19 protein-coding genes are annotated in these 25,818 nt (G+C 42.5%); 6 read left to right on the forward strand and 13 right to left on the reverse strand.

All coding sequences use genetic code 11. The features are described from left to right. Positions 1 to 455: 455 nt before the first annotated feature. Positions 456 to 1,331 (forward strand): prephenate dehydratase, encoded by an 876-nt coding sequence (pheA, locus tag RMY16_RS14200; RefSeq protein ID WP_322736887.1) that lies wholly within the window; start codon positions 456 to 458, stop codon positions 1,329 to 1,331. A gap of 133 nt (positions 1,332 to 1,464) precedes the next feature. Here pheA and RMY16_RS14205 read toward each other — a convergent pair whose 3' ends face one another. From RMY16_RS14205 to RMY16_RS14245, 9 genes are all read right to left on the reverse strand, one after another. Continuing rightward, positions 1,465 to 2,112 carry an LON peptidase substrate-binding domain-containing protein gene (locus tag RMY16_RS14205; protein ID WP_094349488.1) on the reverse strand — a complete coding sequence of 216 codons (648 nt, stop codon included), beginning with the start codon at positions 2,110 to 2,112 and terminating at the stop codon, positions 1,465 to 1,467. A 184-nt stretch (positions 2,113 to 2,296) separates the two neighbouring features. Then, complete coding sequence (gene rpsJ / locus RMY16_RS14210) at positions 2,297 to 2,614, reverse strand: 30S ribosomal protein S10 (protein WP_017320518.1); 318 nt, start codon at positions 2,612 to 2,614, stop codon at positions 2,297 to 2,299. Positions 2,615 to 2,824: 210 nt separating this feature from the next. Continuing rightward, positions 2,825 to 4,054, reverse strand: coding sequence for an elongation factor Tu (tuf, locus tag RMY16_RS14215; protein WP_069070114.1), 1,230 nt, complete (start codon positions 4,052 to 4,054; stop codon positions 2,825 to 2,827). A 23-nt stretch (positions 4,055 to 4,077) separates the two neighbouring features. After that, positions 4,078 to 6,156 (reverse strand): elongation factor G, encoded by a 2,079-nt coding sequence (gene fusA / locus RMY16_RS14220; RefSeq protein WP_322736888.1) that lies wholly within the window; start codon positions 6,154 to 6,156, stop codon positions 4,078 to 4,080. 137 nt (positions 6,157 to 6,293) lie between these two features. Beyond that, positions 6,294 to 6,764, reverse strand: a complete 471-nt coding sequence (rpsG, locus tag RMY16_RS14225; RefSeq protein WP_069070112.1) for a 30S ribosomal protein S7 — start codon at positions 6,762 to 6,764, stop codon at positions 6,294 to 6,296. Between the two features lie 577 nt (positions 6,765 to 7,341). Next, positions 7,342 to 7,725: a 30S ribosomal protein S12 gene (gene rpsL / locus RMY16_RS14230; protein ID WP_012410236.1), complete on the reverse strand. Its 384-nt coding sequence runs from the start codon at positions 7,723 to 7,725 to the stop codon at positions 7,342 to 7,344. Positions 7,726 to 7,857: 132 nt separating this feature from the next. Further along, positions 7,858 to 8,181 (reverse strand): iron-sulfur cluster assembly accessory protein, encoded by a 324-nt coding sequence (locus tag RMY16_RS14235; protein WP_322736889.1) that lies wholly within the window; start codon positions 8,179 to 8,181, stop codon positions 7,858 to 7,860. 249 nt (positions 8,182 to 8,430) lie between these two features. Beyond that, positions 8,431 to 8,850 (reverse strand): cupin domain-containing protein, encoded by a 420-nt coding sequence (locus RMY16_RS14240; protein ID WP_099099760.1) that lies wholly within the window; start codon positions 8,848 to 8,850, stop codon positions 8,431 to 8,433. Positions 8,851 to 9,104: 254 nt separating this feature from the next. Next, positions 9,105 to 11,168, reverse strand: a complete 2,064-nt coding sequence (locus RMY16_RS14245; RefSeq protein ID WP_416211669.1) for a phosphodiester glycosidase family protein — start codon at positions 11,166 to 11,168, stop codon at positions 9,105 to 9,107. A 989-nt stretch (positions 11,169 to 12,157) separates the two neighbouring features. On the opposite strand from RMY16_RS14245, the gene RMY16_RS14250 reads away from it, so the two are divergent. Both RMY16_RS14250 and RMY16_RS14255 read left to right on the forward strand, forming a co-directional pair. Beyond that, positions 12,158 to 16,852, forward strand: coding sequence for a glutamate synthase-related protein (locus RMY16_RS14250; protein ID WP_322736890.1), 4,695 nt, complete (start codon positions 12,158 to 12,160; stop codon positions 16,850 to 16,852). 356 nt (positions 16,853 to 17,208) lie between these two features. Beyond that, the gene (locus RMY16_RS14255; protein ID WP_322736891.1) at positions 17,209 to 17,952 is read left to right on the forward strand and encodes a class I SAM-dependent methyltransferase; all 744 of its coding nucleotides are present in this window, start codon (positions 17,209 to 17,211) and stop codon (positions 17,950 to 17,952) included. Between the two features lie 167 nt (positions 17,953 to 18,119). Here the strand turns inward: RMY16_RS14255 and RMY16_RS14260 are convergent, their stop codons facing one another. After that, the gene (locus RMY16_RS14260; RefSeq protein WP_322736892.1) at positions 18,120 to 19,028 is read right to left on the reverse strand and encodes a polysaccharide deacetylase family protein; all 909 of its coding nucleotides are present in this window, start codon (positions 19,026 to 19,028) and stop codon (positions 18,120 to 18,122) included. A 1,588-nt stretch (positions 19,029 to 20,616) separates the two neighbouring features. Here RMY16_RS14260 and lepB point away from each other — a divergent pair. Next, complete coding sequence (gene lepB / locus RMY16_RS14265; protein WP_322736893.1) at positions 20,617 to 21,189, forward strand: signal peptidase I; 573 nt, start codon at positions 20,617 to 20,619, stop codon at positions 21,187 to 21,189. 72 nt (positions 21,190 to 21,261) lie between these two features. On the opposite strand, the gene RMY16_RS14270 is transcribed toward lepB, so the two are convergent. Then, entirely contained in the window at positions 21,262 to 21,795 is a 534-nt protein-coding gene (locus RMY16_RS14270) for a ComEA family DNA-binding protein (protein ID WP_322736894.1), read from the reverse strand. Positions 21,796 to 21,809: 14 nt separating this feature from the next. Continuing rightward, positions 21,810 to 22,184: an NINE protein gene (locus RMY16_RS14275; RefSeq protein ID WP_289795333.1), complete on the reverse strand. Its 375-nt coding sequence runs from the start codon at positions 22,182 to 22,184 to the stop codon at positions 21,810 to 21,812. 188 nt (positions 22,185 to 22,372) lie between these two features. Between RMY16_RS14275 and RMY16_RS14280 the strand changes: the two genes are divergently transcribed. After that, positions 22,373 to 23,305 carry a J domain-containing protein gene (locus RMY16_RS14280; protein ID WP_322736895.1) on the forward strand — a complete coding sequence of 311 codons (933 nt, stop codon included), beginning with the start codon at positions 22,373 to 22,375 and terminating at the stop codon, positions 23,303 to 23,305. Between the two features lie 126 nt (positions 23,306 to 23,431). After that, positions 23,432 to 23,755 (forward strand): DUF1825 family protein, encoded by a 324-nt coding sequence (locus RMY16_RS14285; RefSeq protein ID WP_094349476.1) that lies wholly within the window; start codon positions 23,432 to 23,434, stop codon positions 23,753 to 23,755. A 108-nt stretch (positions 23,756 to 23,863) separates the two neighbouring features. Here the strand turns inward: RMY16_RS14285 and RMY16_RS14290 are convergent, their stop codons facing one another. Continuing rightward, complete coding sequence (locus RMY16_RS14290) at positions 23,864 to 25,789, reverse strand: transglycosylase domain-containing protein (protein WP_322736896.1); 1,926 nt, start codon at positions 25,787 to 25,789, stop codon at positions 23,864 to 23,866. Between the last annotated feature and the right edge of the window lie 29 nt (positions 25,790 to 25,818).

The raw sequence follows: 25,818 nt of genomic DNA on the forward strand, positions 1-25,818 counted from the left end.
AATATCTGTTTCTTAATTTTAATATTTTTTAACAACTTAGTTCTGATTATTAGAAAAGTACAAAATTTATTGACTAGAAAAACGATTGTTGCTTATCTGCTATACGTCATTAGCAAAAAGTTGTTGCGCTCATTCTATCCTGAGTTCAAGAAATATAGATTAGGATTTAACACTTGACACAAAATCAAGAATATGCTTATTTATTTGGGTAGAAACCAATATCATTGCTCTTAAATCTTCAGAGGGATTTAGTAAAAAAAACTACTAGGAAATCTATCTGCTAGAAGACTAATTTCCATAACTTGTTTTCTTGGATACATATTTCCTTCTATCCCTTTAGTGCGTAAATTTTAGAGATAACAGTGTTTAGTAAGAGTAAATGTTGGATATATTTGCCAAACCAAAATATCATAATCTTTGTTTAGGCATTAAACTCGCAATTCAAGGCTAAAAGTATGACTTTATCGATCGCACATTTAGGGCCTCCCGGTACTTATGCAGAACAGGCAACTATTTTTTATGCCAACTGGTTGAGCAAAAATAGGGGAATTGAAGCTAGATTATGCCCCTATCCCAGCATTTCCCAATCACTGCATGCCGTTGCGAATGGTCAAGCGCAGTTGGCTGTTGTACCAGTGGAAAATTCTATTGAAGGAAGTGTTACTACAACACTGGATACACTTTGGCTGTTGGACAGTTTGCGAATTCAGTTGGCTTTGGTATTACCCATTGCCCATATGTTAATTTCTTGTGCGTCTAATTTAGATAGTATTAAAACTGTTTACTCTCACCCACAAGCTTTGGCACAATGTCAGGGATGGTTAGAGAAGTTTTTGCCGACTGTACAGATTATTCCCAGCAATTCTACAACCGAAGCACTACAGCGATTGGAGCAAGAGACAACAACAGCAGCGATCGCTTCTAGTAGAGCCGCTCAACTCTACAAATTGCCGATACTTGCCAGTAACATCAACGACTATCCAGAAAACTTTACTCGTTTTTGGGTAGTAAGTCAGGGTGAAGTGGACGCTGGATACCAGGCAACAAAAGCGCCTGCTAGTCACACATCGCTGGCTTTTAGTATGCCTGCCAACACACCCGGAGCATTAGTCAAACCTTTGCAAATATTTGCTCAACTAGGGATTAACCTCAGCCGGATTGAATCTCGTCCGACGAAGCGATCGCTAGGCGAATACTTGTTTTTCATGGATTTAGAAGCAGATGTCAAGGAAGCACAAATGCAATCTGCTTTAGCAGAATTAACTACCCACACAGAGATTTTAAAAATTCTTGGCGCTTACAATGTTTTACCGATCGCCGCCCTTACTTAAAAGGTTAGAAGTTATTTGTTAAGAGTTATCATTTAGGATTTACTAGTTATCAGCTAGGAAATATAACTTATAAGTTGTCGATTTTTTATTTTTGTTTTTTCTTCCTAACTCCTCACTCTTAACTCCTAACTCCTCACTTTTCACTAAATGTATCTTTGAGAACAGCGCGAGCTGCCAAGTGATTCCGAGTAGAAGTTAAAATTTCTGCTTCCCGCTCTAGACGAGTCACAGTATCTTGCATTTCTAACAATAATTGCTGCTCTGCGGCGACACCATAAAGATTACTAGCTACCCAATAAGATAACTCTGTTGGTAGATCGGGCAAATCTTCTGGCAATTCAATATTTTGTTCGGTTAATTTAGCTGACAGACGCACCACATCTCGCAGTAGTTGTTCTACTTCAGTTGATAAGGGTCGCAAATCTTTAGTCGGTGGTTGGTCTTCAATCCATTCAACTAAGCCAACGCGATATGGCTTTTCACGAACATACTCTAATACACGAAATCTTTGCTGCCCTAAAGTCATCATCTTGATCCGATCGTCTGGTAGCCTTTGGTGATGAATGATTTCGGCACAGCAACCAGTGTTTGCAATTGTACCTTTGACTGGATCAAACATCAAAACACCGAACCTGCGATCGCTCTCCAAAATCGTGTTCATCATGATTCGGTAGCGAAATTCAAAGATGTGCAGAGGCAATGGTCTGGTAGGAAACAGAACTACTTCGGGTAACGGGAACAGAGGTAGTTCACGAACTGCAATTTTAGAAGATGATGTCATTGTTATCTTGGTATAAACTTAATCTTTAAAATTTCTTTTTCTCTGCTTTTCCCGTACTTTATCTACATTCTATCATTTGTTTCCTAGCTAAATAAAAGCCCTGAGATATATTTCTTCAGGGCTGTGTAAAAAATTATACTATTGTATTTGTCTTTTGTCGTTTGTCTGAGTACTAATGACTAAATTAAAGTTTGACTTCAATATCTACACCTGATGGTAGATCCAATTTCATCAAGGCATCAATAGTCTTAGAAGAGGGCTGGTAAATATCAATAATCCGGCGATGAGTACGGGTTTCAAAGTGTTCCCGTGAATCTTTATCTACGTGAGGCGATCGCAGCACACAATAGATCCGGCGTTTTGTTGGTAAAGGAATTGGACCTACGGCTGTAGCATTGGTGCGGTTAGCTGTATCTACAATCTTCTCGCAAGATGTGTCTAATAAGCGTCGATCAAAAGCTTGTAAGCGAATTCTAATTTTCTGCTGCTGTAGAGTTGCCATCTTTAATTTTCCAGGTTCTGCGTAATTAGGGGAATGGGGAATGGGGAGAGACGCGATTAATCGCGTCTGTACAAGAGTGGGGAGTGGGGGTTAAGGGAGACAAAATTGCTTGGCTTCTTCCTATTCCCTACTCTCTTTAATTAAAAAGGAAGAGAAAGGAGCAGAGAGGCACTATACCATCTCTGCTCCTTTGTTATGAGCAAAAAGGTGCTACTTGATAATTTTGGAGACGACACCTGCACCGATGGTGCGACCACCTTCGCGAATAGCGAAGCGCATTCCTTGTTCAATCGCGATCGCGTTGATCAATTCTACTGTCATCTTGATGCGATCGCCTGGCATCACCATTTCTACTTCTTTGCCTTCATCGGAAGTGTAGGCTTTGATAGTGCCAGTTACATCGGTTGTCCGCACGTAGAACTGGGGACGGTAGCCAGCGAAAAATGGAGTCTTACGACCACCTTCTTTTTCTGTGAGGACGTACACTTCACCTTCAAATTCATTATGAGGTTTAATTGAACCTGGTTTGGCAATTACCATACCCCGTTCAATATCAGCCTTCTGGATACCCCGGAGTAGTACGCCAGCGTTATCTCCAGCCATACCTTGCTCAAGACTCTTCTTGAACATTTCAATCCCGGTTACGGTAGTAGCGCGAGTATCTCTGATACCCACTAGTTCAACGTTATCGCCAACTTTAACTACACCCCGTTCAATCCGACCAGTGGCGACAGTACCACGACCTGTGATTGAGAACACGTCTTCTACAGCCATCAGGAAGGGTTTATCAACATCCCGCTCAGGTGTAGGGATGTAAGAATCTACAGCATCCATCAGTTCATAGATTTTGTCTACCCAAGGATTTTCTCCGCGTTGGGTCTTGGGATTCTTGGTCATTGCTTCCAGAGCTTGCAGACCAGAGCCTTTGATAATAGGGATATCATCGCCAGGGAAATCATAGCTGCTTAACAGTTCTCTCAGTTCTAGTTCCACTAGTTCCAAGAGTTCTGGGTCATCCATCAAGTCTTCTTTGTTCAAGAAGACAACCAGACTGGGAACACCAACCTGTTTTGCCAACAGAATGTGTTCGCGGGTTTGGGGCATAGGCCCATCGGTAGCAGCAACTACAAGGATACCTCCGTCCATCTGTGCAGCACCGGTGATCATGTTCTTCACATAATCAGCGTGTCCTGGACAGTCTACGTGAGCGTAGTGGCGATTTGCAGTTTCATACTCTACGTGAGCGGTATTGATGGTAATACCCCGTGCCTTTTCTTCTGGGGCATTATCAATTTGGTCGTAGCCCTTAGCTACAGCCTGACCCATAGCTGCCAAGGTCATGGTGATGGCTGCTGTCAAGGTAGTTTTACCGTGGTCAACGTGGCCAACTGTACCGATATTGATGTGGGGTTTATTCCTTTCAAACTTTGCGCGTGCCATGAATACTCATTTCCTTATTTTAACTAAGCGTTCCCTTTGCTTTTTGCAATGATAGTTTCAGCTACGCTGCGAGGCACCTCTTCGTAGTGGCTGAACTCCATCGTGAAGATACCCCGACCTTGCGTTTTTGACCGGATATCAGTGGCGTAGCCAAACATGGTCGCCAGTGGAACTTTGGATGCGACCTTAGCAAGTCCCTGTTCGGTGCTTTGGCTTTCAATCTGCCCTCGGCGGGCGATAAGGTCGCCAATGACGTTCCCGATATAGTCTTCAGGAACTTCAACCTCAACTTTCATCATAGGCTCTAAGAGGACGGGTGAAGCTTTCAGCACAGCCTCTTTCATCGCCATTGAGCCAGCGATTTTAAAAGCCATTTCCGAAGAGTCCACATCGTGGTATGACCCATCAATTAGCGTCGCTTTAACGTCAATCAATGGATATCCAGCTAGAACCCCAGATTCGCAGCTTTCTTTCATTCCCTGTTCTGCGGGGCCAACGTACTCTTTAGGTACTGAACCGCCAGCAATTTTGGAAACGAATTCAAAGCCAGTACCGGGGTCTCCAGGTTCCAAATTGATCACAACGTGACCGTATTGACCTTTACCACCACTTTGGCGGATGAATTTGCCCTCAACTTTGTTTACAGCTTTCCGAATTGTTTCTCGGTAAGCTACTTGTGGCGCACCTACATTCGCTTCCACCTTGAATTCTCGTAACATCCGGTCTACTAGAATTTCTAGGTGTAGCTCTCCCATCCCCGCGATTACGGTTTGGTTTGTTTCCGGATCGACGCGGACACGGAAGGTGGGGTCTTCTTCTGAGAGAGATTGCAGAGCTTTGGACAGCTTGTCCATGTCGTTTTTGGTTTTGGGTTCAACCGCCACCGAGATCACAGGCTCAGGAATGAATAGGGATTCCAGAATTACTGGCGATCCATCATCACAAAGCGTGTCACCTGTCAAGGTGTCTTTCAATCCCAAAGCTGCTCCCAAATCACCCGCTCGCAGTTCATCGACGTCTTGTCGGTCATCTGCCTTCATGAGAACTAAGCGGGAAATCCGTTCTTTTTTATTCTTACTAGCGTTGAGAACGTAGCTGCCCTTTTTCAGGACACCAGAATAAACACGAACAAATGTCAGGCGACCGTAAGGGTCAGCCATAATCTTGAATGCCAGAGCCGCTAGGGGTTCGTTGTCATCAGCCCGCCGCTCAACAGTATCGCCATTGGGCAATAAGCCTTGAATTGGCGGTACTTCACTTGGCGCTGGCAGGTAATCGACAACGGCATCCAGCATCAACTGCACGCCTTTGTTTTTGAATGCCGAACCGCAAAGTACTGGTACAATTGTCCCCGCAATTGTGCCTTTCCGCAGGGCAGTCCGAACTTCCTGTTCTGTAAGTTCTTCGCCCTCGAAGTACTTATTCATCAGAGCATCATCGGTCTCTGCTGCGGCTTCTATTAGCTTGGTGCGGTGTTCTTCTACCTGCGCTTGCAATTCTTCCGGGATATCGGTTTCCTGGATATCGGTTCCTTGGTCATTGGCGTAAATATACGCACGCATCCGTACTAGGTCAACGATACCTTGGAAGTCATTTTCACTACCAATTGGTAGTTGAATAGCGATCGCATTGGCCCGCAGGCGATCGCGGATTTGGTCGTGAACTTTATAAAAGTTCGCTCCGGTGCGATCCATCTTGTTGATAAAGGCTATCCGAGGAACTTTGTAGCGTTCTGCTTGACGCCACACTGTCTCAGACTGCGGTTGCACGCCACCCACAGAACAAAATACTGCGATTACACCATCCAACACGCGCATGGAACGCTCAACTTCAATTGTGAAGTCTACGTGACCCGGAGTATCGATAATGTTAATTTGATGATCTTTCCAACTGGTACTGATAGCAGCGGCAGTAATGGTAATTCCCCGCTCCCGCTCCTGCTCCATCCAGTCTGTGACGGCAGTTCCTTCATGAACTTCGCCAATTTTATGAATTATCCCAGAGTAAAATAATATTCTCTCTGTTGTTGTTGTTTTGCCCGCATCTATATGCGCCGCAATACCAATGTTGCGTACTTTCTCTAGCGGGATCGTGCGTGCCACAGGTGCCTCCTATCGTTTTTGCCTCATGATATCTTGTATATTACTCTTTGTTAAGATTCTATACTTTTACGGAAAACCGTCTTTTTTTGTAAATCTACGATATACCGCTTCGGCAATGTGATATATCGCTTTTTTACTTAGTAGCGATAGTGTGCGAATGCTTTGTTAGCTTCCGCCATCCGGTGCGTTTCTTCACGTTTGCGAATAGCATTGCCAGTTTCGTTGGCAGCATCCATTAACTCATTTGCCAATTTGCTGGCCATTGTCCGGCCTGGTCTTGACCGAGAATATTGCACTAACCAACGCAGTGCTAGGGTAGTACCCCGTTCTGTACGCACTTCCATTGGTACTTGGTAGGTTGCTCCACCAACTCGCCGAGCCTTTACTTCTACTAAAGGCGTGGCATTTCGCACTGCTCTTTCAAAGGTTTCTAAGGCACCAGCACCAGTGCGTTCTTCAATAGTTTTTAATGCATCATAAACAATGCGTGCGGCAAGTGATTTTTTGCCATGACGCATGATCCGTCTGATAATCATGCTCACAAGGCGACTGTTATATACGGAGTCAGACGGAACTGGGCGCCTTTGAATAACACCACGACGAGACATACTTCACCTTTAATTCGGAATTGGCAACGAAATTATATGCTATCAGACACCGGAAACTAAAAGCGGTAGAACCCAACCCTCAGACTTCCTCAATTTTTTTCGACCGTTGCAGCAAGGCTGACTTAATTTACTGCCAATTCTTGATTTTTGATTTTTAATTTTGGATTAAAAGTTTTCGGTATATATTCTGATCGCAATGATCTGAACAAATCAAAAGTTTGTAAGCCTAATTCCCTTGTGGGTTCGACCAATCCAAAACCGCAAATCGTTCGACTGAGCGTAGCCGAAGTCTAAAATCAAGAATTGTTTGACTTAACTACCTGCAACGAAATACTCAAGGCGACAAGATTATAAACTTTAATGTTCAGCTGAGAAATTAGCTGTAGATTACAGCATTTTCCTCCTCAGAACTTCTACACTTGCTCGCTTAGTGTAGATGTAGCTTGCTTGATTTTTTGAAACAGACTTTAGCAGCCTTCATCACTACCTTTAGAACAAAGACGGCGCTCCTTCTTTTGCCCTTGGGCGTTTTTAAGGTAGACGATTAATCGTGTTGGATGCGATTAATCGCCTAATCCTATTTTTTCGCTTCTTTAGGACGTTTGGTTCCATACTTGGAACGGCCTTGCTTGCGGTCTTTGACTCCGGCTGTATCTAGGGTGCCACGGATAATGTGGTATCTCACGCCTGGTAGATCCTTAACCCGACCGCCACGAATCATCACAACTGAGTGTTCTTGTAAGTTGTGACCAATGCCTGGAATGTAAGCTGTGACTTCAAATCCAGAGGTAAGTCTGACTCTTGCTACTTTGCGTAGGGCTGAGTTAGGCTTTTTTGGTGTGGTCGTGTATACTCTGGTACAAACTCCCCGACGTTGGGGACATTGTTTCAGAGCAGGGGACTTGGTTTTCTGACGCGCTTGTTCGCGCTCATTTCGTATTAGCTGCTGTATTGTTGGCATGAGTTACAGCGCGTAAAGCTGCTTATGGTCTAAGTTTTAACAAATCCTGATTATATCTTTTTTTATCGCTTTATGTCAATTGTTATTTTTCCTTAGGATTGAACATCTGTTTTTTGACTAATTGTTCAATCACTAATGACTCAAGGAGAAGGAATTTCCACAGCCACAGGTAGCGATCGCCTGGGGATTGTGGAAGCGAAAACCACCACCCATTAAGTCTTCTGAATAATCAACTCTCAAACCATTGAGGTAATTTAAGCTTGCGGCATCTATGACTATTTGAATCTCATCCAAATCAAAAACCTGGTCGTCAACTTTTATTGCTTCATCGAAAGACATATCATAAAAGAACCCGGAACAACCACCTGGTTTTACTGCCAATCGAAATAAGACATTTGGCTGCTTGGACTTTATTCGCCCAATCTCACTTACGGCTGCTTGACTCAGATGAATCATGGAACTCGTTTTTTGCAATTGAATACCCCATCTTCCATTTTACAGATAGGTTGACCTTTGCTGTGCAAAATTCCAAATTATCCAAAGCATGAGCGCGATCGCTATTACTACATTTATAACACTAATATGCTTCAGTCCCTACCTAGTTAAGGTAGGGACTTCTGGGGTGTAGTAGTTCGTTTACAAAGACGGTTTACACAAAAATGTATTTAGCTTTGGGATTAAAGCTTTAATTGCGTTCTTTTGGTTTTAATCTTTGGTACGGGCATAGTCATCTTGGTAGCGGATAATATCATCTTCTCCCAAGTATTCGCCATTTTGGACTTCAATCAATACCAAGGGGATCACGCCAGGATTCTCTAAACGATGAGACGTACATTGGGGTACGTATGTTGACTCATTATTGCTTAGTAGTACTTCTTTCTCACCACAAACTACTCTAGCTGTACCAGAGACGACGATCCAATGTTCGCTGCGATGATGGTGCATTTGTAGACTGAGGCGGTGTCCAGGCTTAACTTCGATGCGCTTAATTTTGTATCCGCGCCCTTCTTCCAAAACTGTAAAAGCACCCCAAGGACGTAATTCAGTTGCAGCAACACCCCTGGAAGTTATGGTTGGAGGTAGGTGTAGAGTTTCAGTCTGTGTAGTTTCTTGATATCGAGCCATAGTTACCTCATTTGAAGACATAACAAACCGTTGGTACTCTTAATTATTGATAAAAAATCTGGCGCTATCTTGCAACCTTGAAAATCAGCAATTTTGTTGCACTTTGATAAACATAGCAAAATCAACCCTTATGGTGTAAACCATCACTACTAAAATTCTGATGTCTACACCAAGTCTTCATCAAGCAAAATGACAGCTTGTTCTAAACTTTAAAAAGTGACTGGAATTGGGGATTGAGTTTTTCCCCTATTCCTTCATTTTCGTGGTTGCAAGAAAATACCAATTCCGTTATGAACACGAGCAGCGGTACTGGGCGATCGGTCGAGTAGTTGCCCTCCTAAATAAAGGCTGGTAGAACTACCGCCATCCAAATTTAAAGCATCCACACAGCCCATCTGTTGCATCAATTGAGCATGTTCTGCCAAATTAGGCCCATAACCGCCAACACGATTATGTGTGGCAGTAATCATCAGTGTGCCTGTTGCCGTTGTGCAAATACCGCTACGAATAGCCTTTTCGGCAATAAAGGCATTACTGAATTTTTCGCCTTTGGCATCAAGGACAATTTGACGATTTTGGACTAATAGCGGCCCAGCACCGATAATGTGGGGATAACGACTAAAATCAGCTGGAGTAGTGGTGCTGGAAAGACTTACTGCGCTTCCAATAGGTAGCTGGGAAGCAGCAGTAGTAGCGTTAGCGCGTAAAGTTAGCAGGTAGCCATCCTGGGGAATCGGAACCGCTGTAGCACCAACTTTACCGCCTGGTAACTGATTAGTAATTTGGTCTTTTTCTACTACTAAGATAATTTCGTTATCTGTCAGGGGTGTGTAAGTTGATCCCCAAGTTGAGGTGTAACGAGCAATACCACTCTGGACGTAGCCACTGTTGAAAAACAGAATTGGTAGGCGTTGGTCATTTGCCGTAATTAAAGTTTCTTCCAAGGTGAGACGACCGAAGTAAAATTGTCCTGAATTATTCCAAGCGATCGCACCTCGATTCAGAATCGGGCCTGATAACCATTGACTATCTCGACGAATCGCACCCAATGGCAATTTATTATTACGGTTAAAATAACCACCATTAATTCCAGCTATTGCTAAGTAACGTTGTGCTGTTTGAATTAAGGGAGCAGTACCCGCAAGCCCATCAGGACTAGCCCACATAGGTTTCAACGTTAGCCCAAATTTACGAGCATTAACTTCTAACCAGACGACTGGAAAGCGTTCTGTGCCTAAGTTGACATAATGCTGTCGCCAGCGCAATCCTGGGGCCCAAGTAATATCCCGTTCTTCTAAAGGATCGGGTCGAATATCGATAATCAGGCGATTGGGGTTAGCTACAGTAGTGACTTGAGGCGATAGACCAAAGGGAACGCTCAGACTAATAATCGTTTGGTTTTTCACCACCTCCACTTTTTGAATCAGTGGTTCAGGGACTGGTGGCGCTGGTATTGGTTGTGTTGGTATCGCTGGTGATAATTGTTTGAGCAAGTTTGGCAGCAATGTTGGTGGTGCAGCTGGTGGTTGGGGAATATAGCGTTCTATCAAAACAGGATCGGCTATTCCATCCAGAGTAATTGTCCACTGTCTATTTGGCGGTGCAGTGGATTTTGGAGTTGGCGTATCTGGATCGGAGGAAGGAGTTTGCAATTTTGCGATCGCTGACCCTTGTACAACTTGCCAGGGAGTGGGACGATCTAAATCGACAAGAATCCGAGTCTGTTGCAAAGGGGTACTCGCTTCTGGAGGTTCCTGACTCTGAATAATATTTGTGATTTGTGTTTTTGGGGTAGCAATCACCAAAGTGTTGCCATTGGTTCGGATTTCCCATCCAGATGTTTGAGCAAAATTGCTAATATCCAGATAGCGATATGCTCCTAGTAGTCTGGTGGATAAAACCAGTGGCGTTGTCACCGACGAAAACCACTGTATTGGTTGCTTCGCTGAATTACTACTGTTTAAGAAATTTACTCCAATTAATTGCCTGAATGCCCCATCACTGAGATGAGTTATCACCTGACCTGCTTTTCCAGGTCGCTGTAACCAAGTTCCTGGTACAGTACGACCATTGAGGGAAATTTGATTACCAGAGGATGCTACACCTGTTAAAGGAGGTGCAGCCGATTGAGAAATTAATCTAGGTGTTGATTTGGTGGTTTTTGGGGACTCTTGGGCGTTGGTAGCACAGGTAGTAGTTAAGCACACTACTGTCAAAAGTATTGGTGACACAGTAGCCCGGAAAAATCTGCGATCGCCCTTGGCGTTTGTAGAGCCGTCGCTAATCTCTGATTGGCAACAATTCGGCATTTTTACCATAATTTACTAGGTACTTTGGAAAACTATCACCCAAGGTCTAAACTAACCAATTATTTGGAAATATAAAGAAAACATGACTTTATTTTTGAAGAAATATGGTAATCTATATATTGGCTAGTTATCTCTTTTAGACACAAATTTATTTAGACGCTAAAGCCACTGCAATCAAGTTTTTTAACTCCCACTAATTCTAACCACACTATATACGGTAGTTTTGGTTATCAAAATTGGATTAAGATATTTAATCCTAACTGAACGTTGCTACTGTTATTGCTTCAGTAATGTCTAGTTAATAGTAATACATACAGCAACTGGTAAGCGGCAAAATTCTAGACAACAATATTTGGGAATTGTCAAATGGGTATATATTGTAATACGCTGATTTTATTGCTGGATCGGGATAACCAAATAATTACTAATTCGTAATTAAAAGGGTACACCAGCTCAAACTCAATTTTTAATTCAATGGTTAACAAAACAATGGAGGGTAGAACCCCTCACTGATTGTAACCACGAATTAAGGTAGCGTAGCGTAAAGCTTTTAGCATAGCTTCTCTAAGAAACGCAACGCGACTGCTTAGAGTGAGTTCTTGATTGTCACGAGCAATTACGAATTATCTGGGCTTTGGCTTTAAAAAATAGTGCAGCGTTCAATTTTAGTTTTGTTTCAGGTGAGCCAAAAAATAGGCTCTATGAGTAGCTAGTGTGCATCTGGAAAAAGGGATTGAGAAAATACTTAACTTCAAAATATAAAAAAGAAACTGTCAGGGCAAAAAGAATGCCTTGGCGGAGGTAACTTGTCTAACACCGCATAAACACATAAAAAACACGCAATCATTTTAACACGGGAGAACTGATAAAGGAAAACCGAAGTTAAAATTTTTTTTCCCTAAATTTCGGTGCTTATATATTTTTCCATCGCTGAAATTAGAAATTTTTTCCCACAATGTAGTGGCAAAATTGGTAACTCAATACTTCAGGAACAGGGTATGAATAATAAACCGATGAATCAAGACCAGAAAATCACAGCGAATATCAACTCAAGAGATACCTATCAGGGGCAAAAGTGGTTAGTAGAAGAACGAGATGCCTGTGGTGTAGGTTTTATTGCTCATCGCCAAAATCATACCAGCCATGAAATTGTCGAAAAAGCCTTAGCTGCTTTAGCCTGCTTAGAACACCGGGGAGGTTGTAGCGCCGATCGCGACTCTGGTGATGGTGCTGGAGTATTGACAGCAATCCCTTGGGAGTTGTTCCAACAAGACTTTGCCCAAAGAGGGAAGGAATTTCCATCTAGCGATCGCATAGCTGTGGGGATGATATTTCTACCACAAGACCAGCAAGCTGCACAAAAAGCTAGAGCAACAGTTGAGCAAGTAGCTGCTGAAGAGAAATTAATTGTATTGGGTTGGCGAGTAGTACCTGTGGAATCTGATTTGCTGGGGGTACAAGCAAGAGAAAATCAGCCCCAGATTGAACAAGTTTTGTTAGCTTCTGTTGACAAAAGCGGTGATGAATTAGAACGCCAGTTGTATATTACCCGCCGCCGAATTAGTAAAGCTGCAACTAACATCTCAGAAGAATTTTATATCTGTTCGTTGTCAAGTCGCACAATTGTCTACAAAGGTATGGTGCGTTCTGCTGTCTTGGGCAGCTTTTATGACGATTTAAAAAATCCAGCTTACAAAAGCGCCTTTGCTGTTTATCACCGCCGTTTTAGTACCAATACCATGCCCAAGTGGCCCCTAGCCCAACCGATGCGGCTTTTGGGTCACAACGGCGAAATCAATACCTTATTGGGTAACATCAACTGGATGATGGCACGAGAAGCTAGCCTGAATCATCCTGTATGGGGCGATCGCATCCAGGAACTCAAGCCATTAGTTCACATTGATAACAGCGACTCAGCTACCCTAGATAACGTCGTGGAATTGCTGGTTTGCTCTGGACGCACCCCCTTGGAAGCTTTAATGATTATGGTTCCAGAAGCTTACCAAAATCAGCCTTCTTTACGTGAATTTCCAGAAATTGTTGATTTCTACGAATATTACAGTGGTTTGCAAGAAGCTTGGGACGGGCCAGCACTTTTAGTATTCAGCGATGGCAAAAAAGTTGGTGCAACTTTAGATCGTAATGGTTTAAGACCAGCTCGCTACGCAATCACCAAAGATGATTACATTGTTGTAGCTTCGGAAGCTGGTGTGGTGGACTTCCCAGAAGCCGATATTGTCGAGAAAGGTAGACTCGGCCCAGGGCAAATGATTGCCGTAGATTTAGAAAATCATGAAGTGCTGAAGAATTGGGATATAAAAGGGCGCATCGCCAAGCAGCACCCTTATGGAGAATGGCTGCAACAGCATCGTCAAGAATTAAAGTCATTGGTCATTGGTCATCCGTCATTAGCAAATGGCAATGGCAAAGGACAAATGACAAATGACTCAGGACAATTGACTATTGACAAGCAAACCTTACTTCAGCGTCAAACTGCCTTTGGCTACACCACAGAAGATGTAGAAATGGTGATTCATCCAATGGCGATCGCCGGTTCAGAGCCTACTTTCTGTATGGGTGATGATATTCCTTTAGCGGTGCTGTCACAAAAGCCCCACCTGCTTTATGACTATTTCAAACAACGCTTTGCTCAGGTGACGAACCCAGCGATTGATCCCCTGCGGGAAAAGCTAGTAATGTCTCTAAAAGTTGAACTGGGTGAACGGGGTAACTTATTAGAACCCAAGCCAGAATATGCTCGGAGATTGAAACTCGAATCGCCAGTGTTAACGGATGGTGAACTAGAGGCGATTAAGCTGTCAGGATTTGCCACGGCTGAGTTGTCAACTCTATTTGCGATCGCTAGCGGCCCAGAAGGATTGAAAGCCGCTGTGCAATCTTTACAAGCACAAGCAGCTGAGTCAGTCCGGGCAGGTGCAAAGATTTTAATATTAAGCGATCGCGATCGGGCTAATGACAGTCTCAACACAGAATATACCTACATTCCTCCCCTATTAGCAGTAGGTGCAGTGCATCACCATCTGATTCGTGAGGGGTTGCGAATGAAAACATCCCTGATTGTGAATACTGCTCAATGCTGGAGTACCCATCACTTTGCTTGTCTGATTGGCTATGGTGCTGGCGCAGTTTGCCCATACATGGCTTTAGATACGGTGCGTGATTGGTGGTCTGATCCCAAAACTCAAAAGTTAATGGGTGTGCAAAAAATTCCCACCCTCACCCTAGAACAAGCTTTAGGAAACTATCGCAAAGCAGTAGAGTCAGGTTTGCTCAAAATTCTCTCTAAAATGGGAATTTCTCTGCTATCCAGCTATCAAGCAGCCCAAATCTTTGAAGCTATTGGCATCGGTGGAGATTTAATCGACCTGGGATTCCGTGGTACGACTTCCCGCATCGGTGGTTTGAGCATTACCGAACTTGCTGATGAAGTGCTTTCCTTCCACGTCAAAGCTTTCCCAGAACTAACGACCAAGAAGTTAGAAAACCTGGGCTTTGTGCAGTACCGTCCTGGCGGCGAGTACCACATGAATAGCCCCGAAATGGTTAAGGCGCTGCATAAGGCTCTAGATGGCAAAAACTACGACCACTACGAAGTTTACAAAAAGCACCTCCAAGGCAGACCAGTAACAGCCTTACGAGATTTACTAGACTTCCAAGGCGATCGCCCGTCGGTTCCTCTAGAAGAAGTGGAATCGGTATATGAAATAGTCAAGCGTTTCTGCACAGGCGGTATGTCTTTAGGCGCTTTGTCAAGAGAAGCCCACGAAACTTTAGCGATCGCCATGAACCGGATTGGCGGTAAATCCAATTCTGGAGAAGGCGGCGAAGATCCAGTCCGCTACACAGTTTTAGATGATGTAGACGAGTTTGGTCACTCGCCAACCCTACCTCATTTAAAAGGATTGCGGAATGGCGATCAAGCTTATAGTGCCATTAAGCAAGTTGCATCGGGACGCTTTGGTGTCACCCCAGAGTACCTAGTCAACGCCAAACAAATTGAAATAAAAATTGCCCAAGGTGCCAAGCCTGGGGAAGGTGGACAACTGCCAGGTCCCAAAGTAAGCCAATACATTGCGATGTTAAGACGCTCCAAACCAGGTGTGACGCTGATATCGCCACCACCGCACCACGATATTTATTCCATTGAAGACCTAGCACAACTGATTTTTGATCTGCACCAAATTAATCCGAAAGCAAAGGTGTCGGTGAAGCTAGTTTCAGAAGTTGGCATTGGCACGATCGCGGCTGGTGTAGCTAAGGCAAACGCTGATATTATTCAGATTTCTGGACATGATGGTGGTACAGGTGCATCGCCACTAAGTTCGATTAAACATGCTGGTTCACCGTGGGAATTGGGTTTAAGTGAAGTGCATCGCGTCTTGATGGAAAATGGCTTGCGCGATCGCGTGATTTTACGCGTAGATGGCGGACTCAAGAGTGGTTGGGATGTGGTAATAGGTGCATTGATGGGCGGTGAAGAATTTGGTTTCGGCTCCATTGCCATGATTGCTGAAGGCTGTATCATGGCGCGTATCTGCCACACAAATAATTGCCCCGTCGGTGTCGCCTCTCAGAAAGAAGAACTCCGCAAGCGGTTTACGGGAATACCGGAACAAGTTGTCAACTTCTTCTACTTCATTGCCGAAGAAGTGCGGAGTTTGTTAGCCCGGCTTGGCTACCGTTCTTTGTCAGAAATCGTTGGACGTGCAGATTTATTAAAACTGCGCCCAGAGGTAAATCTCACCAAAACGCGATCGCTAAATCTTGACTGTTTACTTCAGCTACCAAATAGCAGAGACAATCGTAGCTGGTTGGTACATGAAGAAGTTCACAGCAACGGCGTGGTTTTGGATGACAAGTTCCTTGCCGATCCTGACATTCAGGCTGCTATTAGGGATCAGTCTACTGTCACCAAGACTTACCCAATTATCAATACTGACAGAACAGTGGGCACAAGATTAGCGGGTGCGATCGCTTCTCAATATGGTGACAGTGGCTTTGAAGGACAAATTAATCTCAACTTTACAGGTAGCGTTGGGCAAAGCTTTGGTGCTTTCAACCTCCCAGGCATAATTTTGAGCCTAGAAGGAGAAGCAAACGACTATGTAGGTAAAGGGATGCATGGTGGTGAAATCATCATCAAACCTTCAACTGATGCTACCTATAACGCATCACAAAACGTCATAGTTGGCAATACCTGCCTCTATGGTGCTACTGGTGGCATATTATTTGCCAACGGTCTAGCAGGAGAACGCTTTGCTGTAAGAAACTCCAAAGGCATAGCAGTGATTGAAGGCGCTGGGGATCACTGCTGTGAATACATGACAGGTGGTGTAATTGTCGTCCTCGGCAAAGTAGGACGTAACGTAGCTGCTGGAATGACTGGTGGACTCGCATACTTCTTGGATGAAGACGACTCATTTCGTGAGTTAGTCAACCCAGAAATTGTCAAAATTCAGCGGGTGATTACCGAAGTAGGTGCAAAGCAACTGCAAGAGTTAATCCAAATTCATGCAAAACGCACTGGTTCACCAAAGGCGAAGAAAATTCTGCAAAACTGGCAAGAATTTTTGCCGAAATTTTGGCAGTTGGTTCCGCCTTCTGAAACTGATAGTCCAGAAGCTAATCCTGAAAACAAAACGACTGAGTTCAGTTTAGTAAGCAGTCATTAGTAGCTGTAACCGTTCTCATACTCTCTCTTAAGCTATTCGCCCGTAGGAGAAGCTGCACAAACAGATACTCTGCGAAACCCCTTTGGATGGATGCACAAAGCAGTCGCCTGAATTTATCTCTTAAAAAGAGCGTAGAGAGAAAAAATATTCCCCCTTTTTTAGGGGGAATACTCACAGATCAACTTTAGAATAAGAACACCAAAGTGACTGAGCAATCAAATATTGTGAAAGTCCAAGTAGTAAAATCGAGATCAACACTGTCCTGAAATCTACCTAATTGCGTATAGAAGGCATTATCTAAATACTGGTAAACTGCCATAGAAAAGTTTTCAGGCAAGTAATACTTGTCTATCAAAATGCTTATAGAAGAGCAAGCTCCCGATCGCAAAACTTCTGAAGAAGAACGTTTCCAAGATGATTATTATTCATACTTTGAATCTCCTGTAAATGCTACCCGATATACACCATCAGTTTGGTATCTCGATCAGGCTTTTAAGCAACGTTCATTCTCTTTGTTAGATTTAGGATGTGGCAATGGGGCTTTGAACAAATATCTACCTGAGCGGTGTGACTACCTTGGGATAGACCACAGTGAAGGTGCGATTCAATACTGTTCAAAACTATACCCCAACCAAAAGTTTACTTGCAAAAATTTATCGGTTGCACTCCCAGAATTAGCTTCCGGAAATCAAAAATTTGATGCCGTCGTACTAGCTGGCTTACTATTTCATAATGTTGACAAGGAAACACTAGAGCAAAATAACGATCAAGAACTAGTTCAATTCTGCTTGGACAAACTAATAAGCGACAAAGGATATTTGGTGCTTATTATACCTTTTGCTTATGGTGAACATCCATCTCATAATTTGTATGTTCGGGCAGAATGGTTACAAAACTTGCTAGAAGAACTGCTGAAAGCTGTAAAGGCAAAAATTGTTTACGAGAATATTTCTCTGCAAATTGGCTTGGACAAACAGGTTAGACAGCAGAAGACGACTCCTGACTGGTTTGTGCCCGATAGCACTACTGACTATTCCAATAAGTATGCTGGAACATATATGGCAACTTGGACAGTTATTGCCTCTCCATCGCTGGGTTAAACCTTCATCTGAATAACCAAGATCATTCATCAACTTTTAAGTTGATTTTTTTTAGTCTCACAGCAGTAATTTGTCTAAACTGTAATTCACAGATAATACATTTTAACCAAAAAATATAATTTTAGTTTTTAGCCAATTACTATTCACTAATTACCCATAATTCATGATTAGTTTTTATTAGCAAGCAACTTTTTATCTTTATCTTCTATTTCTAAAAGTTCTGGAATAGTCACAAAGCGATAGCCTTGCTTTTTAAGGTTGTTAATAATTTCTGGTAAAGCTTGCACAGTTCTGGAACGATTACCACCACCATCATGCATTAGCACAATACCTCCAGGTTTAGAATCTTTAATCACGTTATCGATCAACTTTGGTACAGTTGGTAACTTGTAGTCTGTAGAGTCAGCCGACCACATTACCACAGCATACTTTTGCCCTTTAGCATAAGCAGATAATCCATTGTGTAGGTTGCCACCAGGCGGTCGGAACAGATTTGTTTTAACACCTGTAACTTGATAAATTAAGTCTGTTGTGCGCTCAATTTCAAAAGCAGCTGCTTGTTGATTAAAGAAGTGATACCAGTGATGCCAAGTATGGTTGGCAATGACATGACCTTGAGCGACAATCTGCTTTCCTAACTCTGGATAGTTTTTAAGGTTCTGCCCAACTACAAAAAACGTCCCTTTGATATCATTTGATTTCAGAATACTTAGCACTTGCTCTGTAGTCTGAGGCCAAGGGCCATCATCAAAGGTGAGAGCAATCACTTTTTCACCCTGAGTAAGTTTTGCAGCCTTAATAATTTGCCCTTGAAAACGTGATGGTATAGGGTAGGCTAGACCCTTTGTTTGTGCTTCTTGCTGCCAACTTGTAAGCATCGCTGCCTTTAATTTCTCAATGCGCTGCTGAATTCCTACGTTTGCAGATACATCCTTGATATTTAAACTTGGTCTACTTTGAGCATCCGAAGCATTTGGTCTTAGAAGCATCATAAAAGCAAGACTAAAAACACCACCTAAAGCAAGTAGCGCAATTAATATTCCTTCTGGCCACAGAAACGACTTATTGTTTTCCACCTCAAAGCTCCTTCAAAGATCGAACCATCACCACGCTTATGACGGTACGTTGTAGCACATTTTTATTAGATATTTAGATACCAGTTACTTTCTGGTAATCATGAAAATTGGAATTGGTACTAACGGGAATTCCGAATTGATAAGACAGACTATATTGCTTTAACTAAAATCTATATGCTCTAGATTTGGACAGCGTTGAATATACAATACTTGGTACTGTTTAATTTCAACCCAGTTATAAAAGGTAAGCTCTACACTTCCACATTCTTACTGCTAGCTCTAAGAAGGAGAGGAACAGAATCAGATAATTAAGCACATCCCAAAATCCTCTTTAATAGGAGTTTTGAATTAGTTGCTATTTTTCAGTTCACTGCTAAGGCAGCATTATCCTTTCAAGTTTTATAGCTTTTCAAATAAGATGAACTCAGTTTCATACCTACAATTTACACTTTTAGCAGACTGAAGTTTTTTTAGCCAGACTTTGTGACAGCAAATCTGTATAATTTACAACTTAAGTCAATTGTTTGATTAACATACAAAACTACTTACAAGGGTGGGGTATCTTTCAAAAAAGAGTCTGGGAAACTATTAGTTCTATTCTTGATAGGATATATTTTACTGCCTGTTGCTATTATTTCCTTTTTAAGAAAAAGTTAAATTTTCAACTGACAGAATGTTACCTAGTATTTTCTCTGAAATAGACCAGACGAAAATTGATTCAATATAGTTTCTCATTGCCAAGGGGCATTTATTCTTTAAATCTAGTCACCTTTGACTCATTCAACAAAAATAATTCTATCAGCAGCTTACTTCTCTTTCGGATGCTGATACTTTAGCCGAAATCGCTAGAGCTTTCTGTCTATGAATGTTTTTTTCGACAATTAAGTATGTTTATATCTTAATTAATAGTACAGTTTAATATGCACTGTCACCGTGTAATTACGGAAATTATTTTCGGTTATATAGGCAAGTGATTAAAATAACAATAGGATTGCATCTATCCCTTGAAGCAATGAGGTCTATATTTCATCTTCAAAAGTCGTATTTTTTACTAAAAACGCTTAGATTAACTATTTTTTGCATTAAATAATACATTTAAATTTTGATTAGTTTTATGTAATATCACTTAAAATACAGACCCAAATATATTTTCTTGCAACTCAACCTCCAGCAAAACTGCCCTTCGCCTTTTTTCAGTAAAGTGAGGTAGATACTGCCAAACATGGGGTAGAGTATTTTGCCGTTTAAAGAAAAAAAACCTACTAGTTGTATCTCTTTAGCAGTTTGTAACTAGCTTGTTTGGCAGGAAGAAACAAGACTAACAATTATTTCATAACTTGCCTTATAATTACAGCAATTAGAATTTTTATTTTTAATTATTTATTTAGCAATCCTAATTATTTGCTTATATTACCTTAGACAAGTCATAGTTTATTTACAGCACTTTTGCTTATCTTTGGGAAATGGATAAGTGTATTATTTAATGTCTGTATAGATTGACCCTCAATCCTGCTTTCCTATTGATATACCTTTTGAGTCAAAATAATCAAGGTATTTGTCTCACTTCTGAAACTGGCTAGAAACTTTTATGATTCCTCACGAAAGTGATGCAAAAAAAGAGCGTGCGTCGTTAAAAGTATGGCGTAGTTGGCGAGAAAATCTGATTTTAATTGCGATCGCACTGTGTTTGGCATTCTTAATCAGGACTTTTATCGCCGAACCGCGCTATATACCTTCTGACTCGATGTTACCCACCTTACATACTGGCGATCGCTTGGTAGTTGAAAAAATCTCCTACCATTTTCACCCTCCCATAACTGGGGATATTATTGTTTTTCAGCCACCCGCAGAACTACAACGTCGAGGATATCCCAAAGACCAAGCGTTCATCAAGCGAGTTATTGGGCAGCCTGGTGAGGTAATTAGTGTTGCTTCTGGCAAAGTCTACCTCAACGGTCAACCTTTGGCAGAAGACTACATCGCTGAACCTCCAAATCAGCCATATCAACCAGTAAAAGTTCCAGAAGACGAATTTTTCGTTATGGGAGATAATCGCAACGATAGTAATGACTCTCGCTATTGGGGTTTTTTACCCAGAAAAAATGTCATCGGTCGGGCAACGTTTCGCTTTTGGCCTCTCAATCGGATTGGGTTCATTTAATCAATTTTAGATTTTTCTTTCAATCCAAAATTGCCAGAGTTAGGAGTTATTTTAAGACTTCTAACTTTTAACTTAAAACCTCAAATAATACATTATCTGGGCGATCGCATCACCAGTTAACTCCAGCCGTCGCTGGAAATCAGCTAGGTTACGGTAAGGCCCGGCTGATTGCCGATTTTGCACCGCTGCTTCCGCCAAAGACAAATCTATAAATGGAATTTGTGCTAATTTTTCAACGGTTGCTGTGTTCGGGTTGAGTAAATGGGTAGGATTTTCTAAAGATTCGTGGTCATAGTAAATAAAATTCAGCAGAGGCTTTAATGGCTCTAAGCGCGGCGCTGGTATACCCAAAGCCGCAGCGATATCTTCAATACAGTAAAATTTCACACCCGAATGTGAAAGTTCCACAAGCGATCGCGCTTGGTGAATTGACAAACCTGGCAGGCGTAACCAATCATCTACAGTGGCTTGATTAGCATCAATGCGGATACCTAATTGGGCCGCTATCTGAATTTCTTCCCCAGATTGTAAGCGATAGTAGGGATCGTTGAGGAGCTTGGCGCGGAGTTTTTGCAGCTTAGAGTTTAAAGGTAGCCAGTTATTCATGATTGTCGCTTACCTCAAGAAATCTGATCTAGCAATTGGCGGCGCTTTTGCTCAAATTCATACTCTGAAATCAGTCCATCCTGGCGCAAAGCATCTAATTCTCGCATTGCGTCAGCGATCGCTCCTACCTGATTAATCGCCTTTTGTGAAGTCCTTGCTGCTGACTTGCCTAGATTAAAATTACGATCAAAAGCTTCTTCGTCTTGGGCTAAATACCAAACTCCCTCAATCGCACTAGCTACCTTGGGGATCGGCGTCCAGGAAAGCAACACATACAAAACACCCCACAGGGGTTGTCCCAGGTAGAATTTATGTAATCCTGAAATTGTCAGCGTGCCAGAAAAAGCTAAAACAGCGGCAACACTTCGACTTTTGCGCTTAGTCAACATATTTCTAATAAGTATACGAATATCATAGTTCCTACAAGAAGACAGCCAAAAGGCGCAGAAACAATTCACCCTAACTAAATCTTCCCAATCCCCAATCCCCAATTTGAAGAAATTTGAGTAAGTTTCACATGACTGTGCATTGAGCTTTGATGCTAATTTTAAGTTTTTAATGGATCTAGATTACTACGATGTCACAGACCTTCCTACCGCCAGAATGGTTTAAACAGCTTTGTGATCCTTACGCTGTGCTAGGAATTTCTGTGAGTGCTGACGATCGCCAGATTTTTAAACGCTATCACACTTTAGCAAAACTGCTACATCCTGATCGCTATGCTAAAAGCTGCAATCCAGACGAAGAATTAGCAACGGCAATACTTAGCTATTTAATCAATCCAGCTTACGAACAACTCAAAAATCGACACAAGCGCTTGATTGCCATAGCTATGCTGCGATCGGACGCAAGAGTATTACAGCAGCAAGCTTTGTGTGGGCAAAGTGCCATAGCTAAGGAAATTATAGAAATGCCTCCACCCCAAGCAGAATTATTTTACGAAGAAGCGATCGCCTCCTATGCAGAAGCTCAATACAAATCACTCCATCAGTTCTATCAAATTACACAACAAATTAGCATACTGAATTTAGTTTACTTACAGTTGTATAAACCTGACTTGTTTCTAGCGCAAAAAGCTGTTCGCATCACCCCTGAAATAGAAGTCAAGCCAGTGGAATTAAGATTAAATGAAAAAACTAATGTCGAACCAGTTTTGACAAATTACGCTCAACGTCACTATCAGCGAGCTATTGAGTACGTCAAGCTAGCCAACTGGCCCCTAGCCGTGCAAGAACTGCGCGATGCCATCAAGTTAGAGCCAAATAACAGCGACTATTATGCCTTATTAGGTTTAGTACATCTAAAACAGAAATTTATCGGGATGGCCAGGGTTTACATCCGTCAAGCATTAAAACTTAACCCGCAAGATTCACTAGCTTTGAAATACGCTACCAGACTGAAAATGGAACTGGGTGAAAACACCAATCCTAAATCAATGGCTAAAGCTCTGAGTATCGCGGCTTTATTAAGTCGATTTAACAAGGGGAAACCTTCTCAAGTCAAGTGTTGAAATTTCGGTAACAAACCGTACCAAAACCGAAGCTTCGTGACTAGATTACTCCCCTAGACTAAAATAATAAATAGAAGTAAAACTATTAAGCTACTGAGTCTGGGCGCTCAGTTTAATATAAGCAATATGGGATTCTTCGATTCTGAAATAGTTCAGCAAGAAGCAAAACAGCTGTTTGAGGATTATCAAGCGCTGATCAAACTTGGCAACAGCTACGGCAAATTTGACCGCGATGGCAAAAAGCTGTTTATTGAGCAAATGGAAACCATGATGGATCGGTACCGCATTTTTATGAAGCGCTTCGAGCTATCAGAAGATTTCATGGCACAAATGACAGTAGAACAACTGAAAACGCAATTAGGTCAGTTCGGTGTCACCCCGCAACAAATGTTTGACCAAATGCACCTCACTTTAGAACGGATGAAAGCCGAGCTAGAAAAACAGCCCTAGTCAATTTTAGATTTTGCGGAAAGTCAGATCGCTAGAAGTCGGCGCTCCAACTTTCCAATACAGATTTTGGATTCATTGGTAATCCAAAATTCAAAATCTAAAATTAAATTATTGTGACTTAGGACGAGGAAACTGGGAAGGTGACTTGAAGTTTTCTACTGGTACGTTTTTAAGTGCCTTTTCCATGAAATCTTTCCAAATGGGAGCAACCATACCGCCACCTGTAGCACGGCTAGCTAGTTGTCTGTTGTCGTCCCTCCCTACCCAAACCGCAGTGGTTAGCTGTGGCACAGTGCCAACATACCAAATATCCTTTTCTGAGGAAGTTGTACCCGTCTTCCCAGCACTTTGACGACCTATGGCGGCACCTTTACCTGTACCATTAGTAACTACCGTTCGCATCACATCGATAATGGCTGCGGATGCCCAAGGATCTAGAACTAGCTGGGGTTTCGGGGTGTTATCTAGTAACACGTTACCACTACTATCGGTGACACGGGCTATTACAGTGGGTGGAGATTGCCAGCCATAATTGGCAAAGGTAGCATAAGCACTAGCCATTTCTAGGGGAGTGACACCAATTGCACCAAGAGGCAGAGAGGTGACAGGTTCCATCGGACTCATGATCCCCAAAGTACGGCAAGTTTCGATCACTCGATTCATGCCAACAGCTTTACCAATCTTAATCACGGGAATGTTGCGCGACTGGGCTAAAGCCGTGCGAATTGGCATAGCTCCGCTAAAACCCCCATCATAATTTCTGGGGAAGTATCGACCATTACCATCTTGATAGCTGACTGGAGAATCTACCACCGTTGAGTCTGGCCCATATTTACCAGTAGCAAAAGCAGCATAGTAGACAAACGGTTTAAAGGAAGAGCCGGGCTGACGTTGAGATTGAGTTGCACGATTAAATTCACTGATCTTAGGATCTACACCACCCACCAGTGCTTTAATAAAATGTGTGCGCGGATCAATTGCTACCAAGGCGATTTGATTCTTAGATAATCCCTGCCCAAGCAATGATTTATGCCACTTAACGACAGTTTCCTCTGCCATTATTTGGAAGTTGGCATCAACTGTAGTTTGTACGCGCATCCCACCTTTGAGTAATGTCTCACGCCCAAACTTTTTAGCCAACTCCTGCGCTACTGTATTGGTTATATAAGGTAGGGCACTACCTTGAAAGGATTTGATTCTTCCAAGTTTGATTTCTTGTTTGAGGGCATTGTCGTACTCTGACTGGTTGATCCAGTTCAATTCCAGCATCCGTCCTAGCACTTCTTTTTGTTTCTGTTTTGCCAGTTTCATGCTCACAAAGGGGCTGAATTCTTCTGGTGCTTGGATCAAACCCGCCATCATTGCTGACTCACCCAAGCTTAAATATTCTGATGATTTATTAAAGTAACTGCGGGCTGCCGTTTGTACACCATAATTGTTATGACCCCAATAAACTTGATTGAGGTACATTTCTAATATTTGGTCTTTAGTAAGAATTTGCTCTAACCGGATTGCTAGCACCCCCTCTGCTAACTTTCGGGTAAAGGCGCGCTTACGAGACAAAAATAGGTTTTTTACCAATTGCATGGTGACAGTAGACCCACCCTCTTTGACTCCACCTGCTGCTGCGTTAGCTACTACGGCCCGGCCAACGCTAGTGGGATTAATTCCGTGGTGATCGTAGAAGTGGTCATCTTCACTTGCTAATACTGCGCGTTTTAAATTCGGCGAAATTCTGTCTAGAGGTACGACTTCCCGGTTGGCTTCCCCGTGAATACTCGTTAAGAGTTTGCCCTTAACGTCATAAATGTAAGTCGTTTCTGAGGGAAAGAAGTTACGTAGCTGTCTCACATCTGGCAAATTACGGAAACTGATGGCTAAACCAACCAGTCCTCCGGCTACAATGGAACTTGCCAGCATGGTGATTGAGAGGAGAGTACCGCCAGTTACCTGACCGACTCCTTTCAAAAACTCAAAACCTGATGAAGCCCGACGCTGTGGCTGTTTATCTTCAAAAGTCCTAGACGACGACACGGCTATTTCACTTCCTCACTTGTAAATTT

It is taken from the genome of Nostoc sp. DedQUE12b, from assembly GCF_034530835.1.
Lineage (GTDB): Bacteria > Cyanobacteriota > Cyanobacteriia > Cyanobacteriales > Nostocaceae > Nostoc.